Raw genomic sequence first — 25,793 nt, 5'->3', positions numbered from 1 at the left:
AAACAATCCATGAGCGAGATGGATGACCTGGCGGCCTTTGCCGTACTGATCGAAGCCGGCAGTTTTACGGTGGCCGCCGAGCAACTGGGCTGCAGTAAGGGCCAGTTATCCAAGCGTATCTCCCAGTTGGAAGCGCAGTTTTGTGTGGTGTTGTTGCACCGCACCACCCGCAAGCTCACCCTGACCGCTGCCGGCGCGGCGTTGTTGCCACAGGCCCAGGCATTGGTGGTGCAGGTGGAACGTGCGCGTCAGGCACTGGCGAGGCTCAAGGACGATCTGGCCGGGCCGGTGCGTATGACGGTTCCCGTTTCATTAGGCGAAACTTTCTTCGATGGCTTGTTGCTGGAATTTTCCAAGCAGTACCCTCAGGTGCAGATCGAGATTGAACTCAACAACAGCTATCGAGACCTCGCGCGTGATGGATTCGACTTGGGGGTGCGTTCGGGTGCGATTGAAAACGAGCGCCTGGTGGCCAAGCCTCTGCTGGCCTGGCATGAGATGACTTGCGCCAGCCCCGCCTATCTGGAGCAGCACGGCGAACCGCTGACCCCGGCGGATCTTGCGGCGCACACCTGCTTGCTCAACAGCCACTACAGCGGCCGCGAGGAATGGCTGTATCACCAGCAGCACGAGTTGTTGCGGGTCAGGGTAAGCGGCACCTTTGCCTCCAACCATTACAACTTGCTGAAGAAGGCAGCGCTGGTAGGCGCTGGTATTGCCCGGTTGCCGTCCTACGTGCTGCCGACGGAACTGGCCGACGGTCGATTGCGCTGGTTGCTGCGTGACTATCAGACTCGAAGCCTGCCGATGTACCTGGTTCACCCTTATCAAGGTGGTCTGCCCAGGCGCACCCAGGTTCTGGCCGACTACCTGGTGGAGTGGTTCAAGCGCAGCGGCGAGGCGTTGGATCGTCTTTAACGGTAGCGGCGGGCGATCAAGTGGTCGATGGACAAGCAACCAGGGCCCTTGGCAACCAATAGCAACAGCAGCGCAAGCCAAGTGCCGTGGGTGGGGTAGGCGTCCGGGTACACGAACAATTGAATGACCAACGTCATGCCAATCAAGGCCAGGGCCGAGAAGCGCGTGGCGAACCCCACCAATATCAGTACCGGGAAAAAGTGCTCTGCAAACGCCGCCATGTGCGCGGCCACTTCCGGCGATATCAACGGCACGTGGTACTCACTGCGAAACAGCGGCAGTGTCGAGGCGGCGAGTGAGGGTTCACCGAGTTGGAACGTGCCGCTGACCAGATCGATGGCGAAGCCTTCTACCTTGGTTTGCCCGGATTTCCAGAACACTGCCGCGATTGAAAAGCGCGCAATAAACGCGATCAGGCTGTAGGGGATTTTCTCGAAAAGAACGATGGCCTGTTTGATCCGGCACGAAGGGCTAGTGTTCATGGCGATACCTTTTGTTCTGGGAGCAAGTGAGTGATGGCGTCGTGGTTGATCAGCAGTGACAAACACTGGTGCAGGTCGAACTCGGCGCAGGCTTTAAGCGCATCCGCCACGGCCATTTCCAATGCGGCGCCGTGGTTCAGGCTATTGATAAAAGCGACAGAGCCGCCGTCGACGGCGAAGACCTTGACGATCAACCCCTGGCGCAGCACCAATGCACTTTGGGCTTTGTAAGGATCAAGAGTGGCCAAGGCGCCCTCGGTCTGGTGCGCCGCCCATACCGCAACCACGGCGTAGGCTGAGTTCAAAGCGGCAAGGGATGGGTGCAGCCGTAGGCGCAATGCGCCCAGCTCCGTTTGGGCCTGCAGCTGTTGCAGGGCGTCTTGCTGACTCACCGCCGGCGTATCTGCCGCGTGATAGGCACGAACCCGCAAGCGTTCCAAGCGGGCCACGTCGGCCAGATAAGGCACACTGGAGGCCGGATCGAAACCCTGGATGAAGTCGGCGAATGTGCTGCCGTACTCACTGATCAGTGGGCTGGTAGGCGGGTGCGCCTGGACGTAAACGCCGACCATGGCGCGGAAAAACTCATCGCCTACCAATTGCACTGTCACGGGATAGGCCGATGCCAGTGCATTGATCAATGAGCTGTGAACATTGTTGCGATATACCGCAAAGCGACTGGCCGGGTCGGCACCGTTACTGCTGAACAGGCCGTCCGGGCAAGGCAGGTCGGGTGCCAGCAAGGCGCTGGTGAAGGCGTCGTGAAGGCTCATGGGCGGACCTGCGATAAATAGTGCTCGGCCTGTTGGGCTTCAGCGTGCAAAACGTTAAAGGCCGGCACGTGGTTGTCACGTTCAATGAGCGTGGCGACCGGGCCAGTTCGTGTGAGCACCTGTTCGTACAGTTGCCATACGGCGTTGTTGATGGGGGCACCATGGTCGTCGATCAGCAGGCGATCACCCAGGTTGTCGGTGTCCTCGCCAAAGCCGGCCAGGTGAATCTCGCCCACCGCGTGCAACGGCAGGGCGTCGATGTAAGTGAGCGGGTCGCGCTGGTGGTTGATACACGACACGTAGGCATTGTTCACATCCAGCAGCAAGCCACAGCCAGTGCGGCGGATGGTCTCGCTGATGAAGTCGGTCTCGTCCAGGGTAGAGCGCTGGAACTGCAAATAGGTCGATGGATTCTCTAGCAGCATGGGCCGCTTGAGTGTGCTCTGCACTTGGTCGATGTGTTCGCATACCCGGTTCAGCGTGTCTGCGTCGTAGGCCAGGGGCAGTAAGTCATTGAGAAACACCGGGCCGTGGCTGGACCAGGCCAAGTGTTCGGAAAAGGAGTGGGGTTGGTAGCGTTCGATCAGCGTTGCCAGGCGCGCCAGGTGCTCACGGTTGAGCGGGCCTTCGCCGCCGATGGACAGGCCCACGCCGTGCAGCGACAGCGAGTACTGTTGGCGAATCAACCCTAGGTAGTGATGAAACGGGCCGCCGGCCACCATGTAGTTTTCGGCGTGTATTTCAAAAAAACCGACATCGGGAAGGGTCTGGAGCACTTCGGTGAAGTGCTCGCTCTTCAGCCCCAGCCCGGCCCGACAGGGGAGGCCGGGCGCCTGAGCGTGTGAGACCGTGTGCTGGCGTGAAAGCGTCATGATCCGTACTCAGGCTGTGCAGGGTTTCACGACTTGGCGGTGAAGGCAGCTTCCTGGCCGAAACCGGTCGGTGAGGTGGAGCTGGGGGTTTGGGTGCAGGTGCCGGCGGGGACCAGTTTCCAGGCGTTGGCCTGATCCTTGGTTTTCGAGCTGCCGGCACAGGAGGTGCCTGCGCCTGCGGCGCAATCGTTCTTACCGGCTTCAGCGACGCCGAAGCATTTCTGCATGTCGTCGGCGGCGTGGACGGTGCTGGTCAGAGCGGAGAGGCTCAAGGCAGAACTCAGGGCGAGGACGAGGGACGCGGCGGACAGTTTGGTCGTCATGGTGTTTCTCCAGCAGTGGTTGAGTGGGCAGGCTTGATTGCCTGCATGCACCACTAGAGAAGGGAGGATTGAGTTCGTTACAAAGGCAGTTGAAAAACTTTCAAACGGTGCAAAACAAATGTGGGAGGGAGCTTGCTCCCGATGGCGGACTATCAGTCACATGCTCTGTGCCTGATAGTCCGCCATCGGGAGCAAGCTCCCTCCCACATTTAGATCCGGTTTATTCAGCAACCGTCTCTTAGCCGCCCAAGTACGCCTCGCGCACCTTCGGATCCGTCAGCAACTGCTCGCCAGTGCCCTGCATCACCACACGACCGTTTTCCAGTACATAGGCGCGGTCGGCGATTTTCAGCGCCTGGTTGGCGTTCTGTTCCACCAGAAACACGGTCACACCGTCTTTGCGCAGCTGTTCGATGATGTCGAAAATCTGCTGGATGATGATCGGTGCCAGGCCCAGGGACGGTTCGTCCAGGAGCAACAGCTTGGGCTTGCTCATCAGCGCCCGGCCGATGGCGAGCATTTGCTGCTCGCCGCCGGACATGGTGCCGCCGCGCTGACTGAAGCGCTCCTTGAGCCGGGGGAACAGGTGCAGCACCTTGTCCATTTGCTCCTGGTAGTCGCCCTTGTCGGTGAAGAACCCGCCCATGGCCAGGTTTTCTTCGACGGTCAGTCGCGAGAACACTCGGCGGCCTTCCGGCACCACCGCAATGCTCTTGCGCATGATCTGCGAAGACTGCTGGCCCACCAGTTCTTCACCCATGTAGCGGATGCTGCCGCTGTGGGCCTGTGGCGAACCGCACAAGGTCATCAACAGGGTGGACTTGCCGGCGCCGTTGGCGCCGATCAGGGTCACGATTTCACCCTGGCGTACTTCCACATTGACGCTGTGCAGGGCCTGGATCTTGCCGTAGAAAGTGGAAACGTTTTCGAATTGCAGCATTTTACGCTTCCCCCAAATAGGCTTTGATCACTTCAGGATTGTCGCGGATCTGCTCCGGCGTCCCGTCGGCCAGGGGCGTGCCCTGGTTGATCACCACGATGTGGTCGGAAATGCTCATGACCAGTTTCATGTCGTGTTCGATCAACAGCACCGTGGCGTTGTTTTCTTCACGCAGCACACCGATCAGCGCCTTGAGGTCTTCAGTTTCCTTTGGGTTCAGGCCGGCGGCTGGTTCGTCGAGCATGAGGATCCGCGGGCGGGTCATCATGCAGCGGGCGATTTCCAGGCGACGTTGCTGACCGTAGGCCAGGGTGCCGGCGGGACGGTTGGCAAACTCGGTGAGGTTGACCTTGTCCAGCCAGTACTCCGCGTATTCCATGGCCTCGCGCTCGCTTTTGCGAAACGCCGGGGTCTTGAACAGGCCTGCAAAGAAGTTGGTGTTCAGGTGACGGTGTTGGGCGATCAACAGGTTTTCGACCGCCGTCATGTCTTTGAACAACCGCACGTTCTGGAAGGTACGCACCACGCCCTTGCGGGCGATCTCGTGACCGGCCAAACCCTGGATAGGCTGGCCGTCCAGCAGGATGCTGCCACCGCTTGGCTTGTAGAAGCCGGTGAGGCAGTTGAACACCGTGGTCTTGCCGGCGCCGTTGGGGCCGATCAATGCAACCACCTGTTTCTCTTTCACGGTCAGGGCCACGCCGTTGACCGCCAGCAAACCGCCAAAGCGCATGCTCAGATTTTCGACTTTCAGGATCTCGCGGCTCATTTGCGCAGCTCCATGTGTGGACGTTGCATGGGCAGCAGACCTTGAGGACGCCAGATCATCATCAGCACCATCATGGCGCCGAACATCAACATGCGGTATTCGCTGAACTCACGCATCATTTCTGGCAGCAGGATCATCACGATCGCGGCCAGGATCACGCCCAGCTGCGAGCCCATGCCGCCCAATACCACGATGGCGAGGATGATCGCCGACTCGATAAAGGTGAACGACTCCGGTGTCACCAGGCCTTGGCGCGCGGCGAAGAAGCTGCCGGCAAAACCGGCGAACGCAGCACCCAGGGTGAAGGCGGAGAGCTTGATGATGGTCGGGTTCAGACCCAGGGCGCGGCAGGCGATTTCATCTTCGCGCAACGCTTCCCAAGCACGGCCGATTGGCATGCGCAGCAGGCGGTTGATCACGAACAATGCCGCCAGCGCCAGCAACAGCGCCACCAGGTACAGGAACACCACTTTGCTTACCGGGTTGTAGGCAATCCCGAAGTACTCGTGGAAGGTCTGCATGCCTTCGGCAGCGGAGCGGTCGAACGACAGCCCGAAGAACGTTGGCTTGGGGATGCTGCTAATGCCGTTGGGGCCGCCGGTGATGTCCGTGAGGTTACGCAGGAACAGACGAATGATCTCGCCGAAACCCAGGGTCACGATGGCCAGGTAGTCACCGCGCAGTCGCAGTACCGGGAAGCCCAGCAGGAAGCCGAACGTGGCCGCCGCCATGCCGGCCAGCGGCAGGCAGATCCAGAAGCTCCAGCCCAGATAGTGCGAGAGCAGCGCGTAGGTGTAGGCACCCACGGCGTAGAAACCCACATAACCCAGGTCGAGCAGGCCGGCGAGGCCCACCACGATGTTCAGGCCCAGGCCCAGCAACACGTAGATCAGGATCAGGGTGGCGATGTCTACGGCACCGCGCGAGCCAAAGAACGGCCAGATCAGCGCGGCCACGATCAGGCCGATGATGATGTAGCGCTGGGTGCGCGGCAGGGTCAGGAATTGGCTGACCTTAGGCGATAACAACGGACCACGGTTGCTCTTGAACAGAGCGCCGACCTGCTGGGTGAACAGCACACGCAGGAACATCAGCACCGAACACAGGGCGATGATGGTCAGGGTCACGGGACCGGTGCCATGCACTTCCAGGTTGATGCCGACAATGCTCAGCTTGAGGCCGAGTACCGGGAAGGCCACGGCCCACACCAGCAAGGCGCTGAAAAACGCCGATTTAAGATATCTGCTCATACTTTCTCAACCTCCGGACGGCCCAGGATGCCGGTCGGACGGAACAACAGCACCAAAACCAACAGGCCGAACGCCACGACGTCCTTGTACTGGTCGCCGAAGATATCGGCACCAAACGCCTCGGCCACACCCAGCACCAGCCCGCCGAGCATCGCGCCCGGAATACTGCCGATGCCGCCCAATACCGCTGCGGTAAAAGCCTTGAGGCCTACCAGGAAACCGGCGTTGGGGTTGATTACGCCGTACTGCATGCTCAGCAGTACCGCCGCGACGGCTGCCAGCGCAGCACCGATCACGAAGGTCAGGGCGATGATGTTGTTGGTGTTGATGCCCAACAGGTTGGCCATCTTGATGTCTTCGGCACAGGCCCTGCAGGCGCGCCCCAGACGGGAGCGGGAGATGAACAGGGTCAGGCCCAGCATGGCCACCAGGGTGACGACGAAGACCAGGATCTGCATGTAGGAAATCAGCACTTCTTCCGCACCACCTGGGCCGAAGGAGAAGCTCCCCGGAATCAGGTTCGGGATGGATTTATCCTTGGAGTCCTGAGACAGCAACACGGTGTTCTGCAGGAAAATCGACATGCCGATGGCGGAAATCAGCGGGATCAAACGGTTGCTGCCACGCAAGGGACGGTAGGCAACGCGCTCGATACTGTAGCCATAGGCACTGGTTACGACGATCGACGCAAGGAACGCGGCGGTCATCAACAGCGGCAGGGAGTGGATACCCATCATGGCCAGCCCGGCAAGGGCGATGAAGGCCACGTAGGAACCAATCATGTACACCTCGCCATGGGCGAAGTTGATCATTCCAATGATGCCGTAAACCATTGTGTAGCCAATGGCTATCAAGGCATAGGTGCTGCCAATGGTCAGGCCATTAACCAGCTGTTGGAAAAAATGATAGATCTCAGGCATTACAGCGCTCCTAAAAACCCGATACGCATTTCACTGGTGGAGTCATGTTCCGGCCCTGTGCTGTGTTCTGTGAGCACATTTGCACAAAGCGTTTGCCAGCGAACCGCTGGTGACGGTTTTAAGATTTTCAGGTGAGCCAGCGCCCGGATCGCGGGTGACAGGCCCATAAACCTCGTAAAACAAAGCCCACTGCTCTCACAGTGGGCTTGTTGGACCAGTAACGCCTGGCTTACTGAGGGGAAACTTCGGTTTTTGGTTTGCCGAAGTGCCATTCGTAGACCACGAACTTGAAGTCCTTCAGGTCGCCCTTGGCGTCGAAGCTCAGCTCGCCGGTAGGGGTCTTGAAGGTGCCCGCGTGGATGGCGGCAGCCACTTTGGCGGTGTCTTCGCTCTTGGCAGCGGTAATACCGCCGGCGATGACTTCAATGGCCGAGTAGGCCGGGAACACGAACGGACCGGTTGGGTCCTGCTTGTTCTTGGTGAACTCTTCAACGATGGCTTTGTTGGCTGGGTCGGTGTCGAAGGATTTCGGCAGGGTCACCAGCAGGCCTTCGGAAGCACCTTGGGCGATTTGCGAGATGGAGTCGTTGCCGACGCCTTCAGGGCCCATGAACTTGGCGTTCAGGCCTTTTTCCTTGGCTTGGCGCAGGATCAGGCCCAGCTCAGGGTGGTAGCCGCCGTAGTAAACGAAGTCGACGTTGGCTTGTTTGAGTTTCTGGATGATCGAGGAGAAGTCTTTGTCGCCAGCGTTCAGGCCTTCGAAGACGGCAACTTTGGTGCCTTTTTCTTCCAGGGTCTTTTTGACGGCGGTGGCGATGCCTTCGCCGTATTGCTGTTTGTCGTGCAGGACGGCAACGATTTTAGGCTTCACGTGGTCGGCGATGTAGTTGCCGGCCGCTGGGCCTTGGGCGCTGTCGAGGCCGATGGTACGGAAGATCAGCTTGTAACCACGGGCGGTGATTTCCGGGCTGGTGGCCGCCGGGGTAATCATGATCACGCCTTCGTCTTCATAGATGTCGGACGCTGGCTGAGTGGAGCTGGAGCAGAGGTGACCGACCACGAACTTAACGCCGTCGTTAACTACTTTGTTGGCGACAGCCACGGCTTGTTTAGGGTCGCAAGCGTCGTCGTATTCCTTGGCTTCAAGCATTTTGCCGTCGACGCCGCCTTTGGCGTTGATGTCGGCGATAGCTTGCTTGGCACCCATGAATTGCATGTCGCCGTATTGCGTTACAGGACCAGTCTTTGGACCGGCGATGCCGATCTTGATGGTGTCAGCTGCGAACGAATGGCCGGCAACCCCAGCCAGGACCATAGCGGCAAACAGTTTGGAAATCTGCTTAGTAGCCTTATTCATAGTGCTCCACTCTTACTGTTGTATTTTTTATAGTTCTAGCGGCCTTGTGAGCTGCAGAACCGGATCAGATATCTCGGATATCCCCCGGCAGTGCCCTGGCAACTGTACCGGTACAGTGTAGAGCGCCGGTTCATCGCTTGAAAAGCTGGCTGCTGGGGGCAAAACCTTGGCGTGTCGCTTAAATGAAAGAAAAAGACAGAATTGCGGCGGGGTGATGCCAGAGTTTCGGGCAATCCTTGGCTTTCCTGACACTTTCTATCGATGACTCATTTGCAACTGGGTTTTTCTACCTCGGTCGCGACGTTATGATTGCGCCGATTTTTTCCCAAGGTGAACTCCCATGACGCAAGAACCTAGCACCCTCTATGCCAAGCTGCTCGGTGAAACCGCCGAAATTTCCTGGAAGGAGCTTGAACCGTTCTTTGCCAAGGGTGCCCTATTGTGGGTCGACACCGGCTTGGATTTGATCGAAGCCGCCGAGGGAATGGCCGAGGACAACCGTGACAAAGTCGCTGCCTGGCTGGCCTCGGGTAGCCTGGGCGAAGTGTCTGCGACGCGGGCATTGGACCTGGTGGAGCGTGACCCGAGTTTGTGGGCGGTGGTGGTTTCGCCGTGGATATTGATCCAGGAAAGGGCGGTGCAATAGAGGTGAGCACTAAAACGGTGCGTGTTTTTCCGTGGCAAAAGTGTGTAGCCGAGTAACCGCAGATACGGTGATGGCATCTTGCCGTGGAGAAAGGTCACAGCTCAGGGTGACGTGCGCGTCATGGGAACAGTTATCTTGCGAGCGAATAGGCGGGAGAATTGTTTCTCAGTGTGAATAAAGCGTAGCGGCTGTCAGATCATGACGTGGGAAAGGGTGAATTCCGGTAAAGTTCGCCGCTTGTCACCCGGAGCTCGTCATGCCGTCAGCGCTGCCCCCTTTAGCCAAGTCCTCGCACCAGCTGCTTTACCTTATTTACGGTAATCAGGACGTTTATCGGCGCGAAGCCAAGTTCAGTATCCTCACTGCCTTGTCCCAGCTCAAAGCGGGCGAGTCGTTGTGCATCCGTGTCATGACCGATCGCCCCCAGGATTACTTCGGCTGGCCGGTTGAGACCATCACCTTGGCCGAGCAGACCCTGACCCAATGGCAGGGTGAAAACGGCTATGCCCACCGCCGCAAGGCGTGCGCGATTGCCCACGGGCTTGCGCTTGCGGACAAGACCCTGTTCGTTGACACCGACACCCTGTTTCTCAAATCCCCCCATCGCGTGCTTGAGCTGATCGAGCCGGGCCAGTACGTGATGGATGGCTTCGAATACGACTGGAGCTACGTGTGCAAGCGTCCTGACTACCTCAAGTTGGGCGAGCACCTACAGGCCCATGGCATCTCTGCCGATAACAGCTTCAAGCTCTACAACAGTGGCCTGTGCGGTGTCCGCGCCAGTGATGCGCCGCTGCTCGAAGCGTCCATCTGCCTGATCGACGAGTGGACCCAGCACTCGTTCGATATCCACACCATCGAGCAAATCGCGATTTCCTTTGCGATGCGCGAACAGAAGGTGCGCGAGGCGTGCAAGTTCGTGCATCACTACTATGCCGACAAGCGCTTCTTCCATGCCATGCAGGCGCACTTCTTCGCCCAGCACGGTGAGGTATTCGGCCCTGAGCTGGTAGCGCGTTGCCTTGATGTGCCGCGGGTCAAGCCGGTGCCCTCGCCCTGGCAGCGACTGCGCATCAAATGGAAGCTGCGCAATCAGTGCAAGCGTGTCAAAAAGGTCGGCCGCGATTTGCTCTACGGCAGCTCGGCGCCCGAGCATCCGTACTACGACGTGTGCCGACATGGCTGGTGGGAATCGGCTTCGCGGGAGATTCGCGGCTGGGATGAGGCGGAGCAGCAGCGGTTTTTCGGTGCGAAAGACGCCGGCTGGCCGAAGCATATTCCCCGGCCTGCCAAGCGCGCTGACGAACAAACCATCCTCGCGTTCCTGCGCCAGCGCATGACGCAATGACGTTGCGACGGCGCCACGCGGCGCCGTCGCACAGTATCAGGCCGTTTTGCCGGTATGGTTATTCAACGAAATAACCTTGGTCTTACCGATGCGGTGACGATAGATCTCACGCAGGTACTTGATCGCTTTCTTCACGCAGTCCCGTGACAGGCGAATGTCATTGATCGATACGAACTTGTCTTTGTCGTTGATCAGCTCCCGGTACTTCTTCTCATACATCGGTTTGATCGCGTACCAGTTGGTGTCGAGGATCTTGGCCGGGTTTTCAAACTCGTTGAGCAGCTCGTCGATACGGTCTTCGTCGAAGTCCTCGTGGATGATGAAATCCAGGATCGAGTTGTCCAGCGTGTCATCGAAGCGGTACGGATTGCGCGCGAAGCAACGCTTGATAAACGCCACGATCAGCGTCAGGAAGTCATCCGACAGGCAGGGGCTCTTGGCAATCAGGGTGGTCAGCGACAGGTTGGCCGACGCGCCGATGACCAAGGCGTAGCGCTTGAGCGTGGTATTGGGGAACAGGCTGTTGAGGTGAGTCTTGAGCCGGTTCAGGTCCATGTAGGACAGTTTGTAGTCCTTGGGCAGCGAGACGATGGACACCACCGACGAGCAGTTCTTGAAGAAGTGCAGGTCGTGCAGCGCCGCTGCGTCATAGCCGGAATTCTTGTACTGCTCCAGGGACGCTTTGTAGCGCTTGGACTCGATTGGCAACAGGCTGATGCCTTCGATGGCCTGGGTAACCTTATTGAAGTGCGGCAGGTCGATGGAGCGGAAGAACAGATCGTCGATATTCAGGCGCTGGGGCTCCTTCTCGAAGACTTTGAACTTGTCATTCGAAGGAACTGGGGTTTCCGGAACCACGGACTCGGCGTAGGCAATCGCCACCGGGCCGGCCAGGCTCATGAATAGGTCATTGGCGTCCAGGCGGATGGTTTCACCGATGTCGATACCGGCGCGACGGAAGTAGTTCTGGTCGTAGTCGGTGGTCACGGCCTGGGCGGTGAGGATGTTGAAGATCTGCTGGGAGATGTACTGGTTGGCGTGTTTTTCCATGGCATTGACGTCAATGTTCTGGATGTTGCCGTCATCGCTTTCTTCGGCATAGCGCATGATGTCGTTGGAGATCAGCATCATCGCGTTCCATGGGCGGATACGCCCCTTCACGCTGGCTTCGCTGCTGTCTTCGTTGTCAAAGTTGTACGAGAAGTCCCACTCTTCCGAAAGGTATTTGCACAGCAGCCGGCCGGCGTTGATGTGCAGCGCCTCGGACATTTCACTGCGGTGATCGGAAATGTTCGGCAGCACACAAATACCGCTGGTGAAGATCGGCTCGAAGACGAAAGCATGGCCGCTTTTGCTGTCGTGCTCGTCGGCGGGCTTGGTGTCGAAGGTCTTGTTCATGTACGAGTGCTGCTGGGCCAGGCCGAATTCCGAGGCCATTCCTGAGCCGGTACCGCCACCGGCGCTGAAGATCGAGAAGTACAGGCGCGACTGATTGGCCTTGATGCCGCAGGAATCGATCAGGTACGAATGGATCATCTTCCAGTCGGGGCTGGAAAAGCGCTGGGTGTCTTTGTTGAGGATGATCTTCGCCAGGTATTGGCCGAGGATCGGCGCGTTACCGGCGCCACCGGCATGGACTTCGGAGAGGTCCATGATTTTCATCTTGCTGTAGTCGCGCAGGAAGCCGCTTTTTTCGCCCTTGCGTGAGAAGCGAATACGCCCGGCGATGTCCTTGTCCAGGTCGCCGAGCATCACCAACGGTTCCACCAGGAACACCGGCTTGCTGGCCTTGCCGCCGCCCAGGCGCAGGTTATTGCGGATCCACTGGGCCGGACTGTAACCCTTGTCCAACGACTTATCTTCGTTGCTGAACTCGTTCAGGTAGAACTTGCGCGCGTTGTACACCAACTCCGCCACGTCCAGCGCAATGTTCGAACCGCAGCGGCCCAGGCCGATCAGGCATACCGACGGAAACTCTTGCTCGCTGCGCTGCTCGCCGTCCACTTCCAGATGAGGCGGGCGTGGAAACACCATGTCGCGCAGGCCATCGAGGTTATCGAGGATACGGTCGGTATTGGTTTCGGTGAAGTACAGGTATTGCTGGGTGGACAGCGGGCGGGCAGTGGTCAATGACGTTGAACCTGAGGGCTTCTGCGCAGGCGCTGCGAGCAACACGTCGGATACCACGGTGGCAGAGTTATTTTTAGAAGTCATTGTGCGCCATGTGCCTGGGCGGATGGCTGGAAAGAATCAAAGGGCCATCACGGAATGGGAGTTCGCGACTTTGCAGTGCGTCCTTGTCCGGGACGATCGGGTTGAACCCTTGTTCTCAGGGAAAACCTGGCCGGACTCTGATGAATCGGCCGTTCGTCGGGAATCTTTAGATGAATGATGGCGAAATGCCAAAGAGTCGGCGTCAGCGAATTGGCCTGACGATAGAGGTGGGCCCAGGTCGGCCCGGGGCAGGTTCTCTCGGCGCGATGGTGTCTTTGGTGGCTGCCATGCTCAACGAATAAAGCGGGTTGTGTATGTCGATGCCCTGCATAACGCTGATGATGTCACTGGCGGCCACTGCTGGGCTCAGCAGGTAACCCTGGACGTAATCACAGCCGTGTTGGAGCAGCAGTTCGAACTGGGCATGGGTTTCCACGCCTTCGGTCACCACCTGCAGGTGCAGGGTATGGGCCATGCCGATAATCGCCTGGACGATCTCGATATCGGCGGTCGATTTGGGAATGTCCTGGATGAACGAACGATCAATCTTCAAGGTGTTGAGCGGTAGGCGCTTGAGGTAAGCGAGGGAGGAGTAGCCGGTGCCGAAATCGTCGATGGCCAGCGACACGCCCAGCGAACGTATTTGCCTCAACAGCGCCAGGGTACTGCTGATGTTGCCCATCAGCGCATTTTCAGTCACTTCCAGCTCCAGGCGATTAGCGCCGATCCCGCTGAAGCGCAGGGCGTCTTCTATCTCATCTGCCAGCTCATCGCGGGCCAGGTTCAGGGCCGAGCAGTTCACCGCCATGGTCAGGTCGGTATAGCCTCGGTCAGTTAGCAGGCTCAAGTCATGGCAGGCCTGGCGCAGTACCCAGTGGTCGAGGTCGGCGATCAGTCCGTTGCTTTCGGCAATGCCGATAAATCGGTCCGGTGCCAGCAGCCCATGTTGCGGATGCTGCCAGCGCACGAGGGCCTCCAGGCGCGTGACCTTGCCCAGTTTCATGTCAAAGATCGGTTGGTAGAACAGCACCAGTTGGTTCTGGGCGCGCAAGGCGCTGCGCAGTTCTTCTTCCAATTGCAGTTCGAGGAAGGCCCGGGTCTTCAGGTTGGAACTGAAGAAGTTCAGGCTGTTACGCCCCGTATCCTTGGACTGGTAAAGCGCCAGGTCGGCGGTCTTGAGCAGCTCTTCGCAGGTCAGGCCATCGTCGGGAAACAGGCTGATGCCGATGCTGGTGGTCATTACCATGCGGCGGCCGGCCAGTTCGATGGGCTCTTTCATTTTCTGCATGATGCGCTGGGCTAGGTGCCGCGCTTCGTCGCGGTGGTGGACGCTGATCAGGATGCAGAACTCATCGCCGCCAAACCGGGCGACCACGTCTGCATGGCTGCGCACCGAGCCTTTGATATGGCTGGCGAGTACGGTGAGCAATTGATCGCCGGCGTCATGACCGAGGCTGTCGTTGATGCGCTTGAAGTGGTCGATGTCCAGGAAAATCACGGCCATCATGCCGTTTGAAGCGGTTTTTTCGGCGATTTTCTCCGCAAAGATCTGATTGAAACCCCGGCGATTGAGCAGGCTGGTCAGGGCATCGTAATGGGCTACCTGTTGTAGAGAGGCGCGCGCCTGGTCCAGTTCGCTGAGCAGTGCGTTGACCCGACGCAGGTCGCGTTCCTTGTGCTGCAGTTTCTTGTCCGCCAGAGCAGCGCTGATGCTGCTGCCGATTACCAGCAGGGTGATCACGGCGACCGACAGTCCCAATTGGATCGGGTTGTTGTCCAGCGGTAATGAAAGGTCGGCACCCGTGGGCACGATCAATTGCGTCGCGGCCATGCCGGTAAAGTGCATGCTGAGAATGCCCGCGCCCAGCACCAGGCTGGCGGCGTATTTGAGCAGTTGATGAAATACCCCAGTGCCGGTGCGCAGGTAACTCGACAGCAATAACGCGGCAAGGCTGGCGCCCATGGCGATGCCCACAGAAGCGAGGAACAGCCCCGACTCGAAATACATCTGAGCCTGGGAGCGCATGGCTGACATGCCGACGTAGTGCATCAACGCGATGCCAAACCCCATCCAGACCGACGCCAGCACGTATTGGTGGAACCGCAGGTTGGCATGACTGAGGGTTTTCATGGCGAACAACGAGGCGATCAGGGCGATCAGCAGCGAGGCGAATGTTGTAATCAGTTCGTAGTGAATCGCAATGGGGGCCTGGAAGGCCAGCATGCTGATGAAGTGGGTAGACCAGATGCCACCCGCCAGGCAGCCGGCACCCAGCCAGCGCCAGTGGCGGCGTGCGGTGGGATCTTCGACATGGCCAACGCGTTCCGCCATGTCCAGGGTGCCGAACCCCGCCGCACAGGCCACCAGATAGGCCAGCAACACCAGGAAAGGGTTATGACTGCAATTGAGTAATAAGTGCCCGTTCGCTGGAAGATCGGTAAAGAAGTGCAGACCCAGCCATTCCATAGCATGTCCCGTCATAGCGTCACGTCACAGCCTGCGGCAATGACCTATGGGGTCGAGTATAGAAGCCTCGAAGGATTTGCCAGGGATAATGGCACTTTGCTCTGAATGATTTTGGCATGCCGCCCATAGCGATTAATGCTAAGCGCTGATGGGCAGTTCCAATTCGAACGGCGCTTGCAACGGCGGCAGGCCAAATGCGGCACGGGCTGCATCGCAGTCGACGTTCTGTTCGCCCTGACTCCACGACGCATCGAACTCTCGGCAGGGGCTTGAACGCTGCTCATATATTGAGCAACTGGTGCCTTTGCCGACTTCACCTTCAAGGCTGCAGCAGCGTGCGGGCTTCTGATCAGTCCCGATCATCGCCACGCGGGTCGGGTTGATCTGCACCACCAGGTCATCCGGCACCGTGCCCCCCGATGAGGCACACTCACCCCAGAAGAAAGACACACGGAAGTGTGAACAGCAGGCACCGCAACTCAGACACGGACTGGCTTCGGACATGGGCGTCATCGATAAGAAAGGTAAGAAGGGGGTGCTGCGGGAAGGCTCGCCATTCTATCCGCGTCATGGCCGTTGGGAAGAGGGTGGCGCACTTATATTTTTGTAGGTGAAGTCCCGCAGCACCGGGTGAAATCATGCCCTATCAGCTTTACGAATCATTACAGACAACCAGAGCTCGCCTGACTATGTTGCAGGTACCGGGCAGGATGCATCGGGCATCGCAGCTCTCATAACAATAAAAGAGACGGACCCATGCAGAACTCGACCCAAGCGGCGAATGCCTGGCGCATTCTGTTCCTGCTGTTTCTGGCCAACCTGTTCAACTTCTTCGACCGCACGATTCCGGCGATCATCATCGAGCCAATCCGCATGGAATGGCACCTGAGCGACTTCCAGCTCGGCATCATCGGCACCGCTTTCACTATCGTCTACGCCATTGCCGGCCTGCCGCTGGGGCGCATGGCCGATACCGGCTCGCGCAGCAAACTCATGGGCTGGGGCCTGTTCGCGTGGAGCGGCCTGACGGCGGTCAACGGCTTGGTCGGTAGTTTCTGGACATTCTTGCTGGTGCGCATGGGTATCGGTATCGGTGAAGCCAGTTATGCGCCTGCCGCCAACTCGCTGATTGGCGATCTGTTCCCGGCGCACCGCCGTGCTCGAGCCATGGGGATTTTCATGCTGGGCCTGCCGCTTGGCCTATTGCTGGCATTCTTTACCATTGGCTGGATGGTCAAGGCCTTCGACAGCTGGCGCGCGCCGTTCTTTATCGCCGCCGTGCCGGGGATGATCCTTGCGGTGTTCATGTTCTATATCAAGGAGCCCAAGCGCGGCGCCGCCGAAACCGTACAAGTCTCCCAGGAACGCGTCGACCGCCCGATTCGCCGCGTACTGGCTGTGCCGACTTTCCTGTGGCTGGTGCTGGCTGGCCTGTGCTTCAACTTTGCCACCTACGCGTGCAACTCGTTCCTGGTGCCGATGCTGCAGCGCTATTTCCTTATGCCACTGCAGGACGCGGCGGTCGCCACTGGCGTCATTGTCGGGTTGACCGGCCTGGTGGGCTTGACCTTGGGGGGCTGGATTGCCGACAAGATCCATCAACGTGTTGCCAATGGCCGGCTGCTGTTTGCGGCGTTCAGCCTGATCATCTCCACTGTGACCACCGCCTGGGCATTGCACGCCGGGCGCATCGAGATCGGCGTGTTTGTGGCCCTGTTCAGTGTGGGCTGGTTGTTTGCGTATAACTTCTACACCTGCGTGTACACCGCGATTCAGGACGTGGTCGAGCCGCGCCTGCGGGCCACGGCGATGGCGTTGTTCTTTGCCGGGTTGTACTTGCTCGGCGGCGGGATGGGGCCGATTGTGGTGGGCGGGCTGTCCGACCACTTTGCCCATTCGGCGATGTATGCCGATGGGGCTGCGCAGATGACCGAGGCTTATAAAGCCGTGGGCTTGCACGACGCCATGTACCTGATTCCGGTGGCGCTGTTTTTGACGATGTTGTTTCTGTTCCAGGCGTCACGCAGTTTTGTGCGTGATGCCAAGCGTATGAAGGAAGGCTTGATGGCGGTTGAGGTGCCGGCTGCGGCAGCGACTGCTTGAAACCGCGGTGATTCCACCGGGGGCAAGCTCCCTCCCACAGTTGACCGAGTTGTTATGTCGACCACTGATCAATGTGGGAGGGGGCTTGCCCCCGATGAAGCCCGCAAAGCCAACGCTGTTCTCCAGCGAATAAAAAAGGCCCGCATTGCGCGGGCCTTCTTGTTCAGCAGGGCAGGGCGGTAATCAACCCGCCACCAACACCCGAATCGCTTCTAGTCGCAGCGCCGCTTTGTCGAGCATGGCCAGGCCTTGCTCGCGTTGGTTGCGCAGGGCAACCAACTCACTGTCACGCACGGTCGGGTTGACCGCTTGCAACGCGGTCAGGCGTGCCAGTTCTTCGTCGGTGTCTGCCGCCAGGCGACGCTTGGCCTCGGCCACACGTTCGGCGTGGCGCGGAGTGATCTTCTCTTCACCGGCGTTGATGCGCGGGGTGAGTTGATCGCGCTGGGCTTGCACGAACTTGTTGGCGCTGGCCCGTGGCACGCTTTCCAGCTGGTCGTTCAGGGTTTCGAACGAGACGCGGCCGGACAGGTCGTTGCCGTTGGTATCCAGCAAGCAGCGCAGTGCCGCCGGCGGCAGGTAGCGACCCAGTTGCAGTGCGCGTGGTGCGACGACTTCGCTGACGTAGAGCAGCTCCAGCAGCACGGTGCCCGGCTTGAGCGCCTTGTTCTTGATCAGCGCCACGGCGGTATTGCCCATGGAACCGGACAGCACCAGGTCCATGCCGCCCTGCACCATCGGGTGTTCCCAGGTGATGAACTGCATGTCTTCGCGCGACAGTGCCTGGTTACGGTCGTAGGTGATGGTTACACCTTCGTCGTCGCCCAGGGGGAAGCTGGCGTCGAGCATTTTTTCGCTGGGCTTGAGGATCAGCGCGTTTTCCGAATGGTCTTCGCTGTCGATGCCGAATGCGTCGAACAGGGTTTCCATGTAGATCGGCAGGGCGAACTGGTCGTCTTGTTCAAGAATGTCTTCAACCAGCGCATCGCCCTCGCCAGCGCCGCCGGAGTTGAGCTCCAGCAGACGGTCACGACCGGTATGCAGCTCTTGCTCCAGGCGCTCGCGCTCGGCACGGGCTTCGTCGATCAGGGCTTGCCACTCGCCGTCGTCGGCGTTTTCCAGCAGCGGCAGTAGGCGCGGGCCGAACTGATGCTGCAAGGCGTTGCCGGTCGGGCAGGTGTTGAGGAACGCGTTCAGCGCTTCGTGGTACCACTGGAACAGGCGCTCTTGCGGGCTGGTTTCCAGGTACGGCACGTGCAGTTCGATTACATGCTTCTGGCCGATCCGGTCCAGACGACCGATCCGCTGTTCCAGCAGGTCGGGGTGGGACGGCAGGTCGAACAGCACCAAGTGGTGGGAGAACTGGAAGTTGCGGCCTTCACTGCCGATTTCCGAGCAGATCAGCACCTGTGCGCCAAACTCTTCGTCGGCAAAGTAGGCGGCGGCGCGGTCACGTTCGAGGATGTTCATGCCCTCGTGGAACACCGTGGCCGGGATGCCGGAGCGCACGCGCAGGGCGTCTTCCAGGTCCATGGCGGTTTCGGCGTGGGCGCAGATCACCAGCACTTTGGTGCGCTTGAGCATTTTGAGCTGGTCGATCAGCCACTCGACGCGCGGGTCGAAGCGCCACCAGCGGTTTTCTTCATCGATGTCCGGTTGCGACTGGAAGCTGACTTCCGGGTACAGCTCGGCGTGTTCGCCCAGCGGCAACTCCAGGTATTCATCCGGGTTCGGCATTGGGTAGGCGTGCAGCTTGCGCTCCGGGAAACCCTGCACGGCGGCACGGGTGTTACGGAACAGCACGCGGCCGGTGCCGTGGCGGTCGAGCAGCTCACGCACCAAGCGCGCGCTGGCTTCGGCGTCGCCATCGTTGACGGCGGTGAGCAGCGCTTCGCCTTCGTTGCCGAGGAAGCCTTGGATGGTCTTGTGTGCAGTCGGTGACAAGCGGCCCTTATCGAGCAGCTCCTGCACGGCTTCGGCCACCGGGCGATAGTTCTCGCTCTCGGCGCGGAAGGCGTGCAGGTCGTGGAATCGGTTCGGGTCCAACAGGCGCAGGCGAGCGAAGTGGCTGTCCTGGCCCAGTTGCTCCGGGGTAGCGGTGAGCAGCAGTACGCCGGGGATCACTTCGGCGAGTTGCTCCACCAGCGTGTATTCCGGGCTGGCTTTTTCTTCATGCCAGACCAGGTGGTGGGCTTCGTCGACTACCAGCAAGTCCCAGCCGGCGGCGAATAGCGCGTCCTGGGCCTTCTCGTCGTCCACCAGCCATTCCAGTGCAACCAGGGCCAACTGAGTGTCTTCGAACGGGTTGGCGGCATCGCTTTCGATGAAGCGTTCTTCGTCGAACAGCGCAACTTGCAGGTTGAAGCGGCGGCGCATTTCCACCAGCCACTGGTGCTGCAGGTTTTCCGGGACCAGGATCAGCACACGGTTGGCGCGGCCCGACAGCAATTGGCGATGGATCACCAGGCCGGCTTCGATGGTCTTGCCCAGGCCTACTTCGTCCGCCAGCAATACCCGCGGCGCGATACGGTCAGCGACTTCACGGGCGATATGCAGTTGGTGAGCAATGGGTTGCGCACGCACGCCACCCAGGCCCCACAGCGAGGACTGCAATTGGCGGCTGGTGTGTTCCAGGGTGTGGTAGCGCAGCGAGAACCACGCCAACGGGTCGATTTGGCCGGCGAACAGACGGTCGCTGGCCAGTCGGAACTGGATGAAGTTGGAGAGTTGGGTTTCCGGCAGGGTGACCTGCTCGTTCTGCCCATTGAGGCCGTGGTAAACCAACAGACCGTCGACGTCGTCGACTTCCTGAACGGTCATTTTCCAGCCTTCGAAATGGGTGATGGAGTCACCCGGCGAGAACCTCACGCGGGTGAGGGGCGCATTCCGTAGCGCATACTGGCGAGTGTCGCCAGTGGCCGGATAGAGCACGGTCAACAAGCGGCCGTCCTGTGCCAGAACGGTGCCTAACCCCAGCTCTGCTTCGCTGTCACTAATCCAGCGTTGCCCCGGTTGATACTGCTGCGCCATGCTGCCTGACTCCCGCCGTGAAAAAGCCGACTATCTTAACGGAACAAGGCCCTCAGCCAAAGGACTCTGACGAAAACTACTCCGTTTGAGTGCAGGGGCGAGCGCTGAATCGACGGGTGGCGGGCACTTGCGAGTGTCGACTAGGTCACAGGTTGGCGAGTCCGTGCTCAAGTCGTCGCCCGGTCCGCCGACAGCCTGCTGACAGGAGAACAACTATCATGCTGCCACCCATGCTGCCCGTCAGCGTTGTACCGGTTACGTCGCAACTCGACCCGGTCCGCCAGAAACCGGATATTCCGCCCGTGGTCCCTGTGCAAGCGGGCTCCAACGAAAGCACGATCGACCTGAAAAAGGGCGATGCCGAGCAGTCGACCTTTTTGCTGCGCGAGGAACAACGCCGCCAGCAGGAACAACAGAAACGTCGGCGCGAAGCCGATGAAAACCCGGATCAGCACCTGGCGATTCCGGGCGACCTGCTCAATGCCGACAACACCGTACCGGTCGTGCCGTTGATCGAAGACGCGCCGCGCCAGGGCTTGTGGGTTGACGTCGAAGTTTAAGCGCTCAGTTGCCGCAGGGCTGCCATCAGCGACTTGATGTCGTGATCGTTGTTCAGGGGGCTGACGGAGATTCTTGCAACGCTTGCCAGGCCACGCGCCTGCATATCCAGCGGGGTGTAGCCCACGCCGTTGGCGCCGATATTGATGCGCTTCAATCCCAATTGCCGTTTTAGTTCGAAGGCGTCCCAGCCGGCGAGGTTGAAAGCGATCAGCCCTGATTGAAGCGTGCCCAGTTCATGCAGGGAAATCCCCGAAATCTCACGTAGAGCTTCGCGAATTTGTGTGCTGGTCTGTGCGACGCGTTCCCATACGCGCTCAATCCCCAGGTGATTCATCTCGTGCAGCGCATTTCCCAAACCCGCTAACAGCGCGAAGGACACTTCGCTGGTTTCAAAGCGCCTGGCGTCGTCGCGCAGGTCGAAACCGGTTGCGGCCAAGGGGGCAGAAAGCACGTCACGCTGGGCCGGGTCCAGGTGCTTGAGAAAGTCCGGCCGTACATACAGCAGCGCCGTGCCTCGCGGCCCGCGCAGGTGTTTGCGACCGGCCGACTTGAGTACGTCACACTGCAACGCTTGTACATCCACCGGCACTTGGCCGACAGCTTGGCCTGCGTCGACAAAGTAGGGGATGCCATGACGCTTGGCCACTGCGCCGATGGCCTGGGCGGGGTTGATCAGGCCGCCGTTGGCCGGGAGCCAGGTGAGGTCGATCAGCTTTACATGGGCATCGATCATTGACTCCAGCGCCACGGGGCAAACCGCGCCAGTTGCATCGCAGGGAATGACTTCCACCCGTGCACCCGCCTGCACGGCCAGCTGCATGCTCGCCAGATTGCCGCCCCATTCGTGGCGCCCCACCAGAATGCGATCACCGGGTTGCCACGCGCCCAAGGCTTGGAACGCCATGTTCCAGGCAGTTGAGCCGCTGCTGGCAAACGCTATGGACGCGGTGGGCGCATTGAGCAGTTGCGCGGCGGCGTGGCGGGCTTTTTCCATCAGCATGGCGCCATGCTCACCGGCCTCCATTGGACCGTCGCGGGCTTCGCGCTGTAGTTGGTCGATGATGGCGTCCAGTGTCGCCTGGCTTGGCAGGGACGCGCCGGCATGGTTGAAGTGCACGAGGCCCGATTGGCAGCCGGGAGTGGCCTCCCTTAATCGTTGAATATCCAGCGGGCTCACGGCTGCAACTCGAAAATTGCGTCAACCTCCACCGCCACGCCGGCCGGCAGGCTGGCAACACCCACCGCTGTTCGCACATGCCGGCCCTGTTCGCCGAGTGCGTTCACCAGCAGGTTCGACGCACCGTTCGCCACCGCGCCCTGGTGCTGGAAGTCAGCGCTGCTGGCGATAAACACCCCCAGGCGCAGGGTGCGTACCAAGCGCGACAGGTCATCGCCCAAGGCATCGCTCAATTGCGCGAGCAAGCTCAGTGCAGCCAGTTCTGCCGCCTGGGTGCCGTCTTCCTCGCTGAGGGATTCCCCCAGTCTGCCGAGGTAAGCAGGCTTGCCGTCGAGCAGTGGGATCTGCCCGGAAATAAACAGTTGGTTCTGGCTGATGACATGGTTGATGTAGTTGGCAATCGGCTGGCTGGGGGCTGGCAGCGTCAAGCCAAGGGCGTTCACGCGTTGGCGGATGGAGTTGCTCATGCTGAATCCTCTGATTTCAAGAGGTTTGAGCATGTTGGTCCGGGGGAGGCTGCGACAAACGGATAGATCTCACGCGACGTATCGAAATAACTCACGCGTCAGCGCAGACCTCCTTTAACCATTGGCTGAAACACTCGGCCGCTTCACCGGTGGAACCTTGGGGGGCGATCAGCCAATAGCCGATGTCACTGTGGTAGGGCGGCCAGTCGAAGGCTTCCACCAGGCTGCCGTCCTGAAGCCGGCGTTGGATCAGGCGGTGACGGCCCATGGCAATGCCCTGGCCGGCGACGGCGGCTTCGACCACGATGTTGTAGTCATGCAGCATGACGCGCGGGTGGTGTTCGAGGTCGACTTGATAATGCTGGGACCAATCCGTCCATTCGAACGGCCGGTGCGAGGTTGCCATCAGCAAGGGGCCGTTGTGCAGGTGACTGGCCTTGAATGCCGGGCTGCACACCGGTGAAATCACTTCAGCTATCAGCCGCGTGGCCCGCACGTCCGGCCAATCGCCTTTGCCGTAACGAATGGCCAGGTCGACCTCGGCGGCGGCGACGTTGGCCAGTTGAATCGCTGGCAACAGCTCCACCTGGATGTGCGGATAGCGGTTGAGAAACCCCGCCAGGCGCGGGGCCAGCCACAAGGTGGCGAAAGACGCCAGCAGGCCGATGCGCAACACAGTGGCGCTGGGCAGCTGCCGTTGGGCGCGGGTCGCGGCAGCGATGGCGTCAAGGGCGGGGCGGATTTCATCGTAGTAACGCTGCCCGTCGGCGGTCAGATCGATCGCGCGGGTGCGTCGGATAAACAGCGGTTTACCCAGATGCTGTTCGAGCTTTTGCACCTGATGGCTTAGGGCGCTTTGGGTAACCGATAACTCACTCGCCGCCTTGATAAAACTCAAGTGGCGGGCCACGGCTTCAAAGGCTCGTAGTGCCAGCAACGGTGGAAGATCCTTGTGCAGAGCCACCTGAGTGCGCCTCCTGGGTCGTGCGGAAAGTGCCGATTTTGGGCGACCGCCTGCCATTTGTCGCGCGCTGATTTGCCGTCGGGCGCAGCAGCCCGCATTATTGAACCCTACTCGCCACGACGTAAGACAAGCCATGAGTGATGACGACAAGCTGATCGACCTGAATGCCGAACGCGCCAAGCGCGTACATGACCTCAATGACAAACGCCTGAATGAAGTGCGCCAGGCGTTTGAACACGCGATGCCTTTAGGCAAAGGCAAGAAAAAATCAAAGAACAAACCGAAAAAGCGTTAACACGGCCTGCATCTGTTGATGCAGGTCAGTTAGTCCCCTTCTTTACGCCCCGTTGCGGGCGACATTGATCCCCGTCAATTTTTCAATCCGCCTTCTCCAGTAACTTAGCCCTATCGCAACAGGGCAAGTGCAGGAGGCCGGTCATGTTTATCGATAATGTGGTATTCGCCGGAGTGCTGACTGTAAGCCTCATGGTGTTGTTTTTTGTAGGGTTTGGATTCTTCATCTGGAAAGACGCAAACAAGCGTAAAAAACCCTAGGTCTTTCCGGGTTACATGAGCACGCAAGGCATTTTGGGCGACTTCGGTCGCCTTTTTTTTTGAGTTGTTTTTGTGTGTATATCCGTCGCTGCAGCAACGGATAGGTCCCCCGCCAAAAAAACCAAAAAAAAGGCGCAACCCCCATCAGGATCACGCCTTCTTTTCCAACCCAAATCTATCAGCTACCCAACGCCTTGGAAGCCAACCAGAACAACCCGGCCGACAGCCCAACAGTCGCAGGCAACGTCAACACCCAGGCCATCAGGATGGTCTTGACAGTGCCACCTTGCAGGCCGCTTTTGTTCGCGACCATGGTGCCGGCCACGCCCGAAGACAGCACGTGGGTCGTGGACACCGGCAGGGCGAAGATATTGGCAAAACCAATCATGGTAGCGGTGGTGATCTGTGCCGACATGCCCTGGGCATACGTCATGCCCTGTTTGCCGATCTTCTCACCGATGGTCAGTACCACGCGCTTCCAACCCACCATGGTGCCCAGGCCCAAGGCCAGTGCGACGGCGAGGATCACCCAGAACGGCGCGTACTCGGTGGTGGCGGTCAGGTCTTTGCGCAGTTTGTCGAGGTCGGACTTCTCACGCGCATCCAGGCCCGGCAGCTTGCCGACTTTCTTCGCAGTGTCGTCCAGGCAGAGCAGGTAGCGACGCACTTCGATACGCTGATCCGAAGTCAGCGAATGGTAGTCGGAGACACCTTTCAACGTACTGACGAGCGCATTGATAGTAGGTTCGGTCTGCTGCGGGTTGCACTGGAACTTGCCCGGCAGATCGTCTTTCACGCTTTTGCCCAGGGCCAGGAATTCGCCGAGGGTGGCGTTATTGCGCTGGTAGAACTGGCTCAAATGCACGGTGGCGTCGCGAGTGCGTTCGATCTGATAGGTGGTACTGCCCAGGTCGAGTACGAACTGCGCCGGCACGATGCCGATCAGCACCAGCATGATCAGGCCGATGCCTTTCTGGCCATCGTTGGAGCCGTGCACGAAACTCACGGCCATGGCGGAGATCACCAGGACCAGGCGGTTCCAGAACGGCGGGTGCTTCTTGTCGTCGAGCTTGCGGCGCTGGTCCGGAGTCTTGTGCATCTTCGACAGCGGACGCCACCATTTAAGACCGATCAGCACCAGGGCTGCGACCAGGAAGCCAGCCATTGGCGAGAACACCAGGGATGCGCCGATATCAACAGCTTTCTGCCAGTTCACACCGTCAGACAGGGGGATATCGTTGATCAGGGCATTGGCCAGGCCGACACCGAGGATCGAACCGATCAAGGTGTGGGAGCTGGAAGCAGGGATACCGAAGTACCAGGTGCCCAGGTTCCAGGTGATCGCCGCAGCTAACAACGAGAAGACCATCGCCAAACCATGGCCGGTGTTCACATTGATCAGCAACTCCACCGGCAGCAGATGCACGATGGCGTAGGCGACACCGACACCACCGAGCAACACGCCGAGGAAGTTGAACACCCCGGAGAAGAACACGGCCAGATGCGGCGGCATGGCTTTGGTATAGATGACTGTGGCCACCGCGTTAGCGGTGTCATGAAAGCCATTGATGAACTCGAAGGCGAGGACAAAGGCGAGGGCGAGCAACAGGCTCACTAGAACCCAAGCATCCAGTCCGCTGAATAAATCGATCATGAA

Annotated in this window: 24 protein-coding genes; 7 read left to right on the top strand and 17 right to left on the bottom strand. The window is 59.5% G+C overall.

What is annotated here, in order from left to right:
* Positions 1 to 9 precede the first annotated feature (9 nt).
* Entirely contained in the window at positions 10 to 918 is a 909-nt protein-coding gene (locus tag BW43_RS01080) for a LysR family transcriptional regulator (RefSeq protein WP_032891584.1), read from the top strand.
* On the opposite strand, the gene BW43_RS01085 is transcribed toward BW43_RS01080, so the two are convergent.
* The 9 genes from BW43_RS01085 to BW43_RS01125 all read right to left on the bottom strand — a co-directional run bounded on the left by BW43_RS01085 (position 915) and on the right by BW43_RS01125 (position 8,604).
* Positions 915 to 1,400, bottom strand: a complete 486-nt coding sequence (locus BW43_RS01085; RefSeq protein WP_032891582.1) for a DoxX family protein — start codon at positions 1,398 to 1,400, stop codon at positions 915 to 917. The two genes, BW43_RS01080 and BW43_RS01085, sit on opposite strands and share 4 nt — an antisense overlap.
* On the bottom strand, positions 1,397 to 2,173 hold the full coding sequence (locus BW43_RS01090; RefSeq protein WP_032891581.1) for a DNA-binding domain-containing protein: 777 nt from the start codon (positions 2,171 to 2,173) through the stop codon (positions 1,397 to 1,399). Before BW43_RS01090 ends, BW43_RS01085 begins: the two co-directional genes overlap by 4 nt.
* Positions 2,170 to 3,045: a DUF692 domain-containing protein gene (locus tag BW43_RS01095; RefSeq protein WP_371260763.1), complete on the bottom strand. Its 876-nt coding sequence runs from the start codon at positions 3,043 to 3,045 to the stop codon at positions 2,170 to 2,172. The genes BW43_RS01090 and BW43_RS01095 overlap by 4 nt, the downstream gene beginning before the upstream one ends.
* 26 nt (positions 3,046 to 3,071) lie before the next feature.
* Positions 3,072 to 3,368 carry a DUF2282 domain-containing protein gene (locus BW43_RS01100; RefSeq protein ID WP_032891579.1) on the bottom strand — a complete coding sequence of 99 codons (297 nt, stop codon included), beginning with the start codon at positions 3,366 to 3,368 and terminating at the stop codon, positions 3,072 to 3,074.
* A 238-nt stretch (positions 3,369 to 3,606) separates the two neighbouring features.
* Complete coding sequence (locus BW43_RS01105) at positions 3,607 to 4,308, bottom strand: ABC transporter ATP-binding protein (RefSeq protein WP_010212366.1); 702 nt, start codon at positions 4,306 to 4,308, stop codon at positions 3,607 to 3,609.
* A 1-nt stretch (position 4,309) separates the two neighbouring features.
* A complete protein-coding gene (gene livG, locus BW43_RS01110; RefSeq protein WP_012722652.1) occupies positions 4,310 to 5,077 on the bottom strand; it encodes a high-affinity branched-chain amino acid ABC transporter ATP-binding protein LivG in 768 nt (255 codons plus the stop codon).
* Positions 5,074 to 6,327: a high-affinity branched-chain amino acid ABC transporter permease LivM gene (locus BW43_RS01115; protein ID WP_032891578.1), complete on the bottom strand. Its 1,254-nt coding sequence runs from the start codon at positions 6,325 to 6,327 to the stop codon at positions 5,074 to 5,076. The genes livG and BW43_RS01115 overlap by 4 nt, the downstream gene beginning before the upstream one ends.
* Positions 6,324 to 7,247 carry a high-affinity branched-chain amino acid ABC transporter permease LivH gene (gene livH, locus BW43_RS01120; RefSeq protein ID WP_003172375.1) on the bottom strand — a complete coding sequence of 308 codons (924 nt, stop codon included), beginning with the start codon at positions 7,245 to 7,247 and terminating at the stop codon, positions 6,324 to 6,326. Before livH ends, BW43_RS01115 begins: the two co-directional genes overlap by 4 nt.
* Positions 7,248 to 7,476: 229 nt before the next feature.
* Positions 7,477 to 8,604, bottom strand: a complete 1,128-nt coding sequence (locus BW43_RS01125) for a branched-chain amino acid ABC transporter substrate-binding protein (RefSeq protein WP_032891577.1) — start codon at positions 8,602 to 8,604, stop codon at positions 7,477 to 7,479.
* Positions 8,605 to 8,944: 340 nt separating this feature from the next.
* Here BW43_RS01125 and BW43_RS01130 point away from each other — a divergent pair, with 340 nt between their 5' ends.
* Complete coding sequence (locus BW43_RS01130) at positions 8,945 to 9,250, top strand: DUF2288 domain-containing protein (protein WP_032891575.1); 306 nt, start codon at positions 8,945 to 8,947, stop codon at positions 9,248 to 9,250.
* Between the two features lie 256 nt (positions 9,251 to 9,506).
* Entirely contained in the window at positions 9,507 to 10,598 is a 1,092-nt protein-coding gene (locus BW43_RS01135; protein ID WP_032891573.1) for a hypothetical protein, read from the top strand.
* 36 nt (positions 10,599 to 10,634) lie between these two features.
* Here BW43_RS01135 and BW43_RS01140 read toward each other — a convergent pair whose 3' ends face one another.
* From BW43_RS01140 to BW43_RS01150, 3 genes are all read right to left on the bottom strand, one after another.
* A complete protein-coding gene (locus BW43_RS01140; protein WP_032891571.1) occupies positions 10,635 to 12,812 on the bottom strand; it encodes a hypothetical protein in 2,178 nt (725 codons plus the stop codon).
* A 202-nt stretch (positions 12,813 to 13,014) separates the two neighbouring features.
* A complete protein-coding gene (locus BW43_RS01145) occupies positions 13,015 to 15,279 on the bottom strand; it encodes a bifunctional diguanylate cyclase/phosphodiesterase (protein ID WP_032891569.1) in 2,265 nt (754 codons plus the stop codon).
* Positions 15,280 to 15,417: 138 nt separating this feature from the next.
* On the bottom strand, positions 15,418 to 15,783 hold the full coding sequence (locus BW43_RS01150; protein ID WP_032891567.1) for a YkgJ family cysteine cluster protein: 366 nt from the start codon (positions 15,781 to 15,783) through the stop codon (positions 15,418 to 15,420).
* Between the two features lie 252 nt (positions 15,784 to 16,035).
* Between BW43_RS01150 and BW43_RS01155 the strand changes: the two genes are divergently transcribed.
* Positions 16,036 to 17,382 (top strand): MFS transporter, encoded by a 1,347-nt coding sequence (locus BW43_RS01155; RefSeq protein ID WP_032891565.1) that lies wholly within the window; start codon positions 16,036 to 16,038, stop codon positions 17,380 to 17,382.
* A 183-nt stretch (positions 17,383 to 17,565) separates the two neighbouring features.
* Here the strand turns inward: BW43_RS01155 and rapA are convergent, their stop codons facing one another.
* The gene (rapA, locus tag BW43_RS01160; RefSeq protein WP_032891564.1) at positions 17,566 to 20,412 is read right to left on the bottom strand and encodes an RNA polymerase-associated protein RapA; all 2,847 of its coding nucleotides are present in this window, start codon (positions 20,410 to 20,412) and stop codon (positions 17,566 to 17,568) included.
* A 218-nt stretch (positions 20,413 to 20,630) separates the two neighbouring features.
* Here rapA and BW43_RS01165 point away from each other — a divergent pair, with 218 nt between their 5' ends.
* Positions 20,631 to 20,972, top strand: coding sequence for a hypothetical protein (locus BW43_RS01165; protein WP_032891563.1), 342 nt, complete (start codon positions 20,631 to 20,633; stop codon positions 20,970 to 20,972).
* Here the strand turns inward: BW43_RS01165 and BW43_RS01170 are convergent.
* The 3 genes from BW43_RS01170 to BW43_RS01180 form a co-directional block, all read right to left on the bottom strand.
* Positions 20,969 to 22,150 (bottom strand): aminotransferase class V-fold PLP-dependent enzyme, encoded by a 1,182-nt coding sequence (locus BW43_RS01170; RefSeq protein ID WP_032891562.1) that lies wholly within the window; start codon positions 22,148 to 22,150, stop codon positions 20,969 to 20,971. The two genes, BW43_RS01165 and BW43_RS01170, sit on opposite strands and share 4 nt — an antisense overlap.
* A complete protein-coding gene (locus BW43_RS01175) occupies positions 22,147 to 22,617 on the bottom strand; it encodes a RidA family protein (protein ID WP_032891561.1) in 471 nt (156 codons plus the stop codon). The genes BW43_RS01170 and BW43_RS01175 overlap by 4 nt, the downstream gene beginning before the upstream one ends.
* 91 nt (positions 22,618 to 22,708) lie before the next feature.
* The gene (locus tag BW43_RS01180; protein ID WP_032891558.1) at positions 22,709 to 23,581 is read right to left on the bottom strand and encodes a LysR substrate-binding domain-containing protein; all 873 of its coding nucleotides are present in this window, start codon (positions 23,579 to 23,581) and stop codon (positions 22,709 to 22,711) included.
* A 133-nt stretch (positions 23,582 to 23,714) separates the two neighbouring features.
* On the opposite strand from BW43_RS01180, the gene BW43_RS29100 reads away from it, so the two are divergent.
* Together BW43_RS29100 and ccoM are read left to right on the top strand one after the other, a co-directional pair.
* A complete protein-coding gene (locus tag BW43_RS29100) occupies positions 23,715 to 23,876 on the top strand; it encodes a hypothetical protein (protein WP_095184037.1) in 162 nt (53 codons plus the stop codon).
* A gap of 143 nt (positions 23,877 to 24,019) precedes the next feature.
* On the top strand, positions 24,020 to 24,136 hold the full coding sequence (gene ccoM / locus BW43_RS29470; RefSeq protein WP_017530457.1) for a cytochrome c oxidase subunit CcoM: 117 nt from the start codon (positions 24,020 to 24,022) through the stop codon (positions 24,134 to 24,136).
* A 178-nt stretch (positions 24,137 to 24,314) separates the two neighbouring features.
* Here ccoM and BW43_RS01190 read toward each other — a convergent pair whose 3' ends face one another.
* Positions 24,315 to 25,790, bottom strand: coding sequence for an inorganic phosphate transporter (locus BW43_RS01190; protein ID WP_032891556.1), 1,476 nt, complete (start codon positions 25,788 to 25,790; stop codon positions 24,315 to 24,317).
* Between the last annotated feature and the right edge of the window lie 3 nt (positions 25,791 to 25,793).

The sequence above is a fragment of the Pseudomonas sp. RIT357 genome, from assembly GCF_000632245.1.
GTDB classification, from domain to species: Bacteria; Pseudomonadota; Gammaproteobacteria; order Pseudomonadales; family Pseudomonadaceae; genus Aquipseudomonas; species Aquipseudomonas sivasensis.
This window is presented reverse-complemented; position numbering and strand designations above follow the sequence as displayed.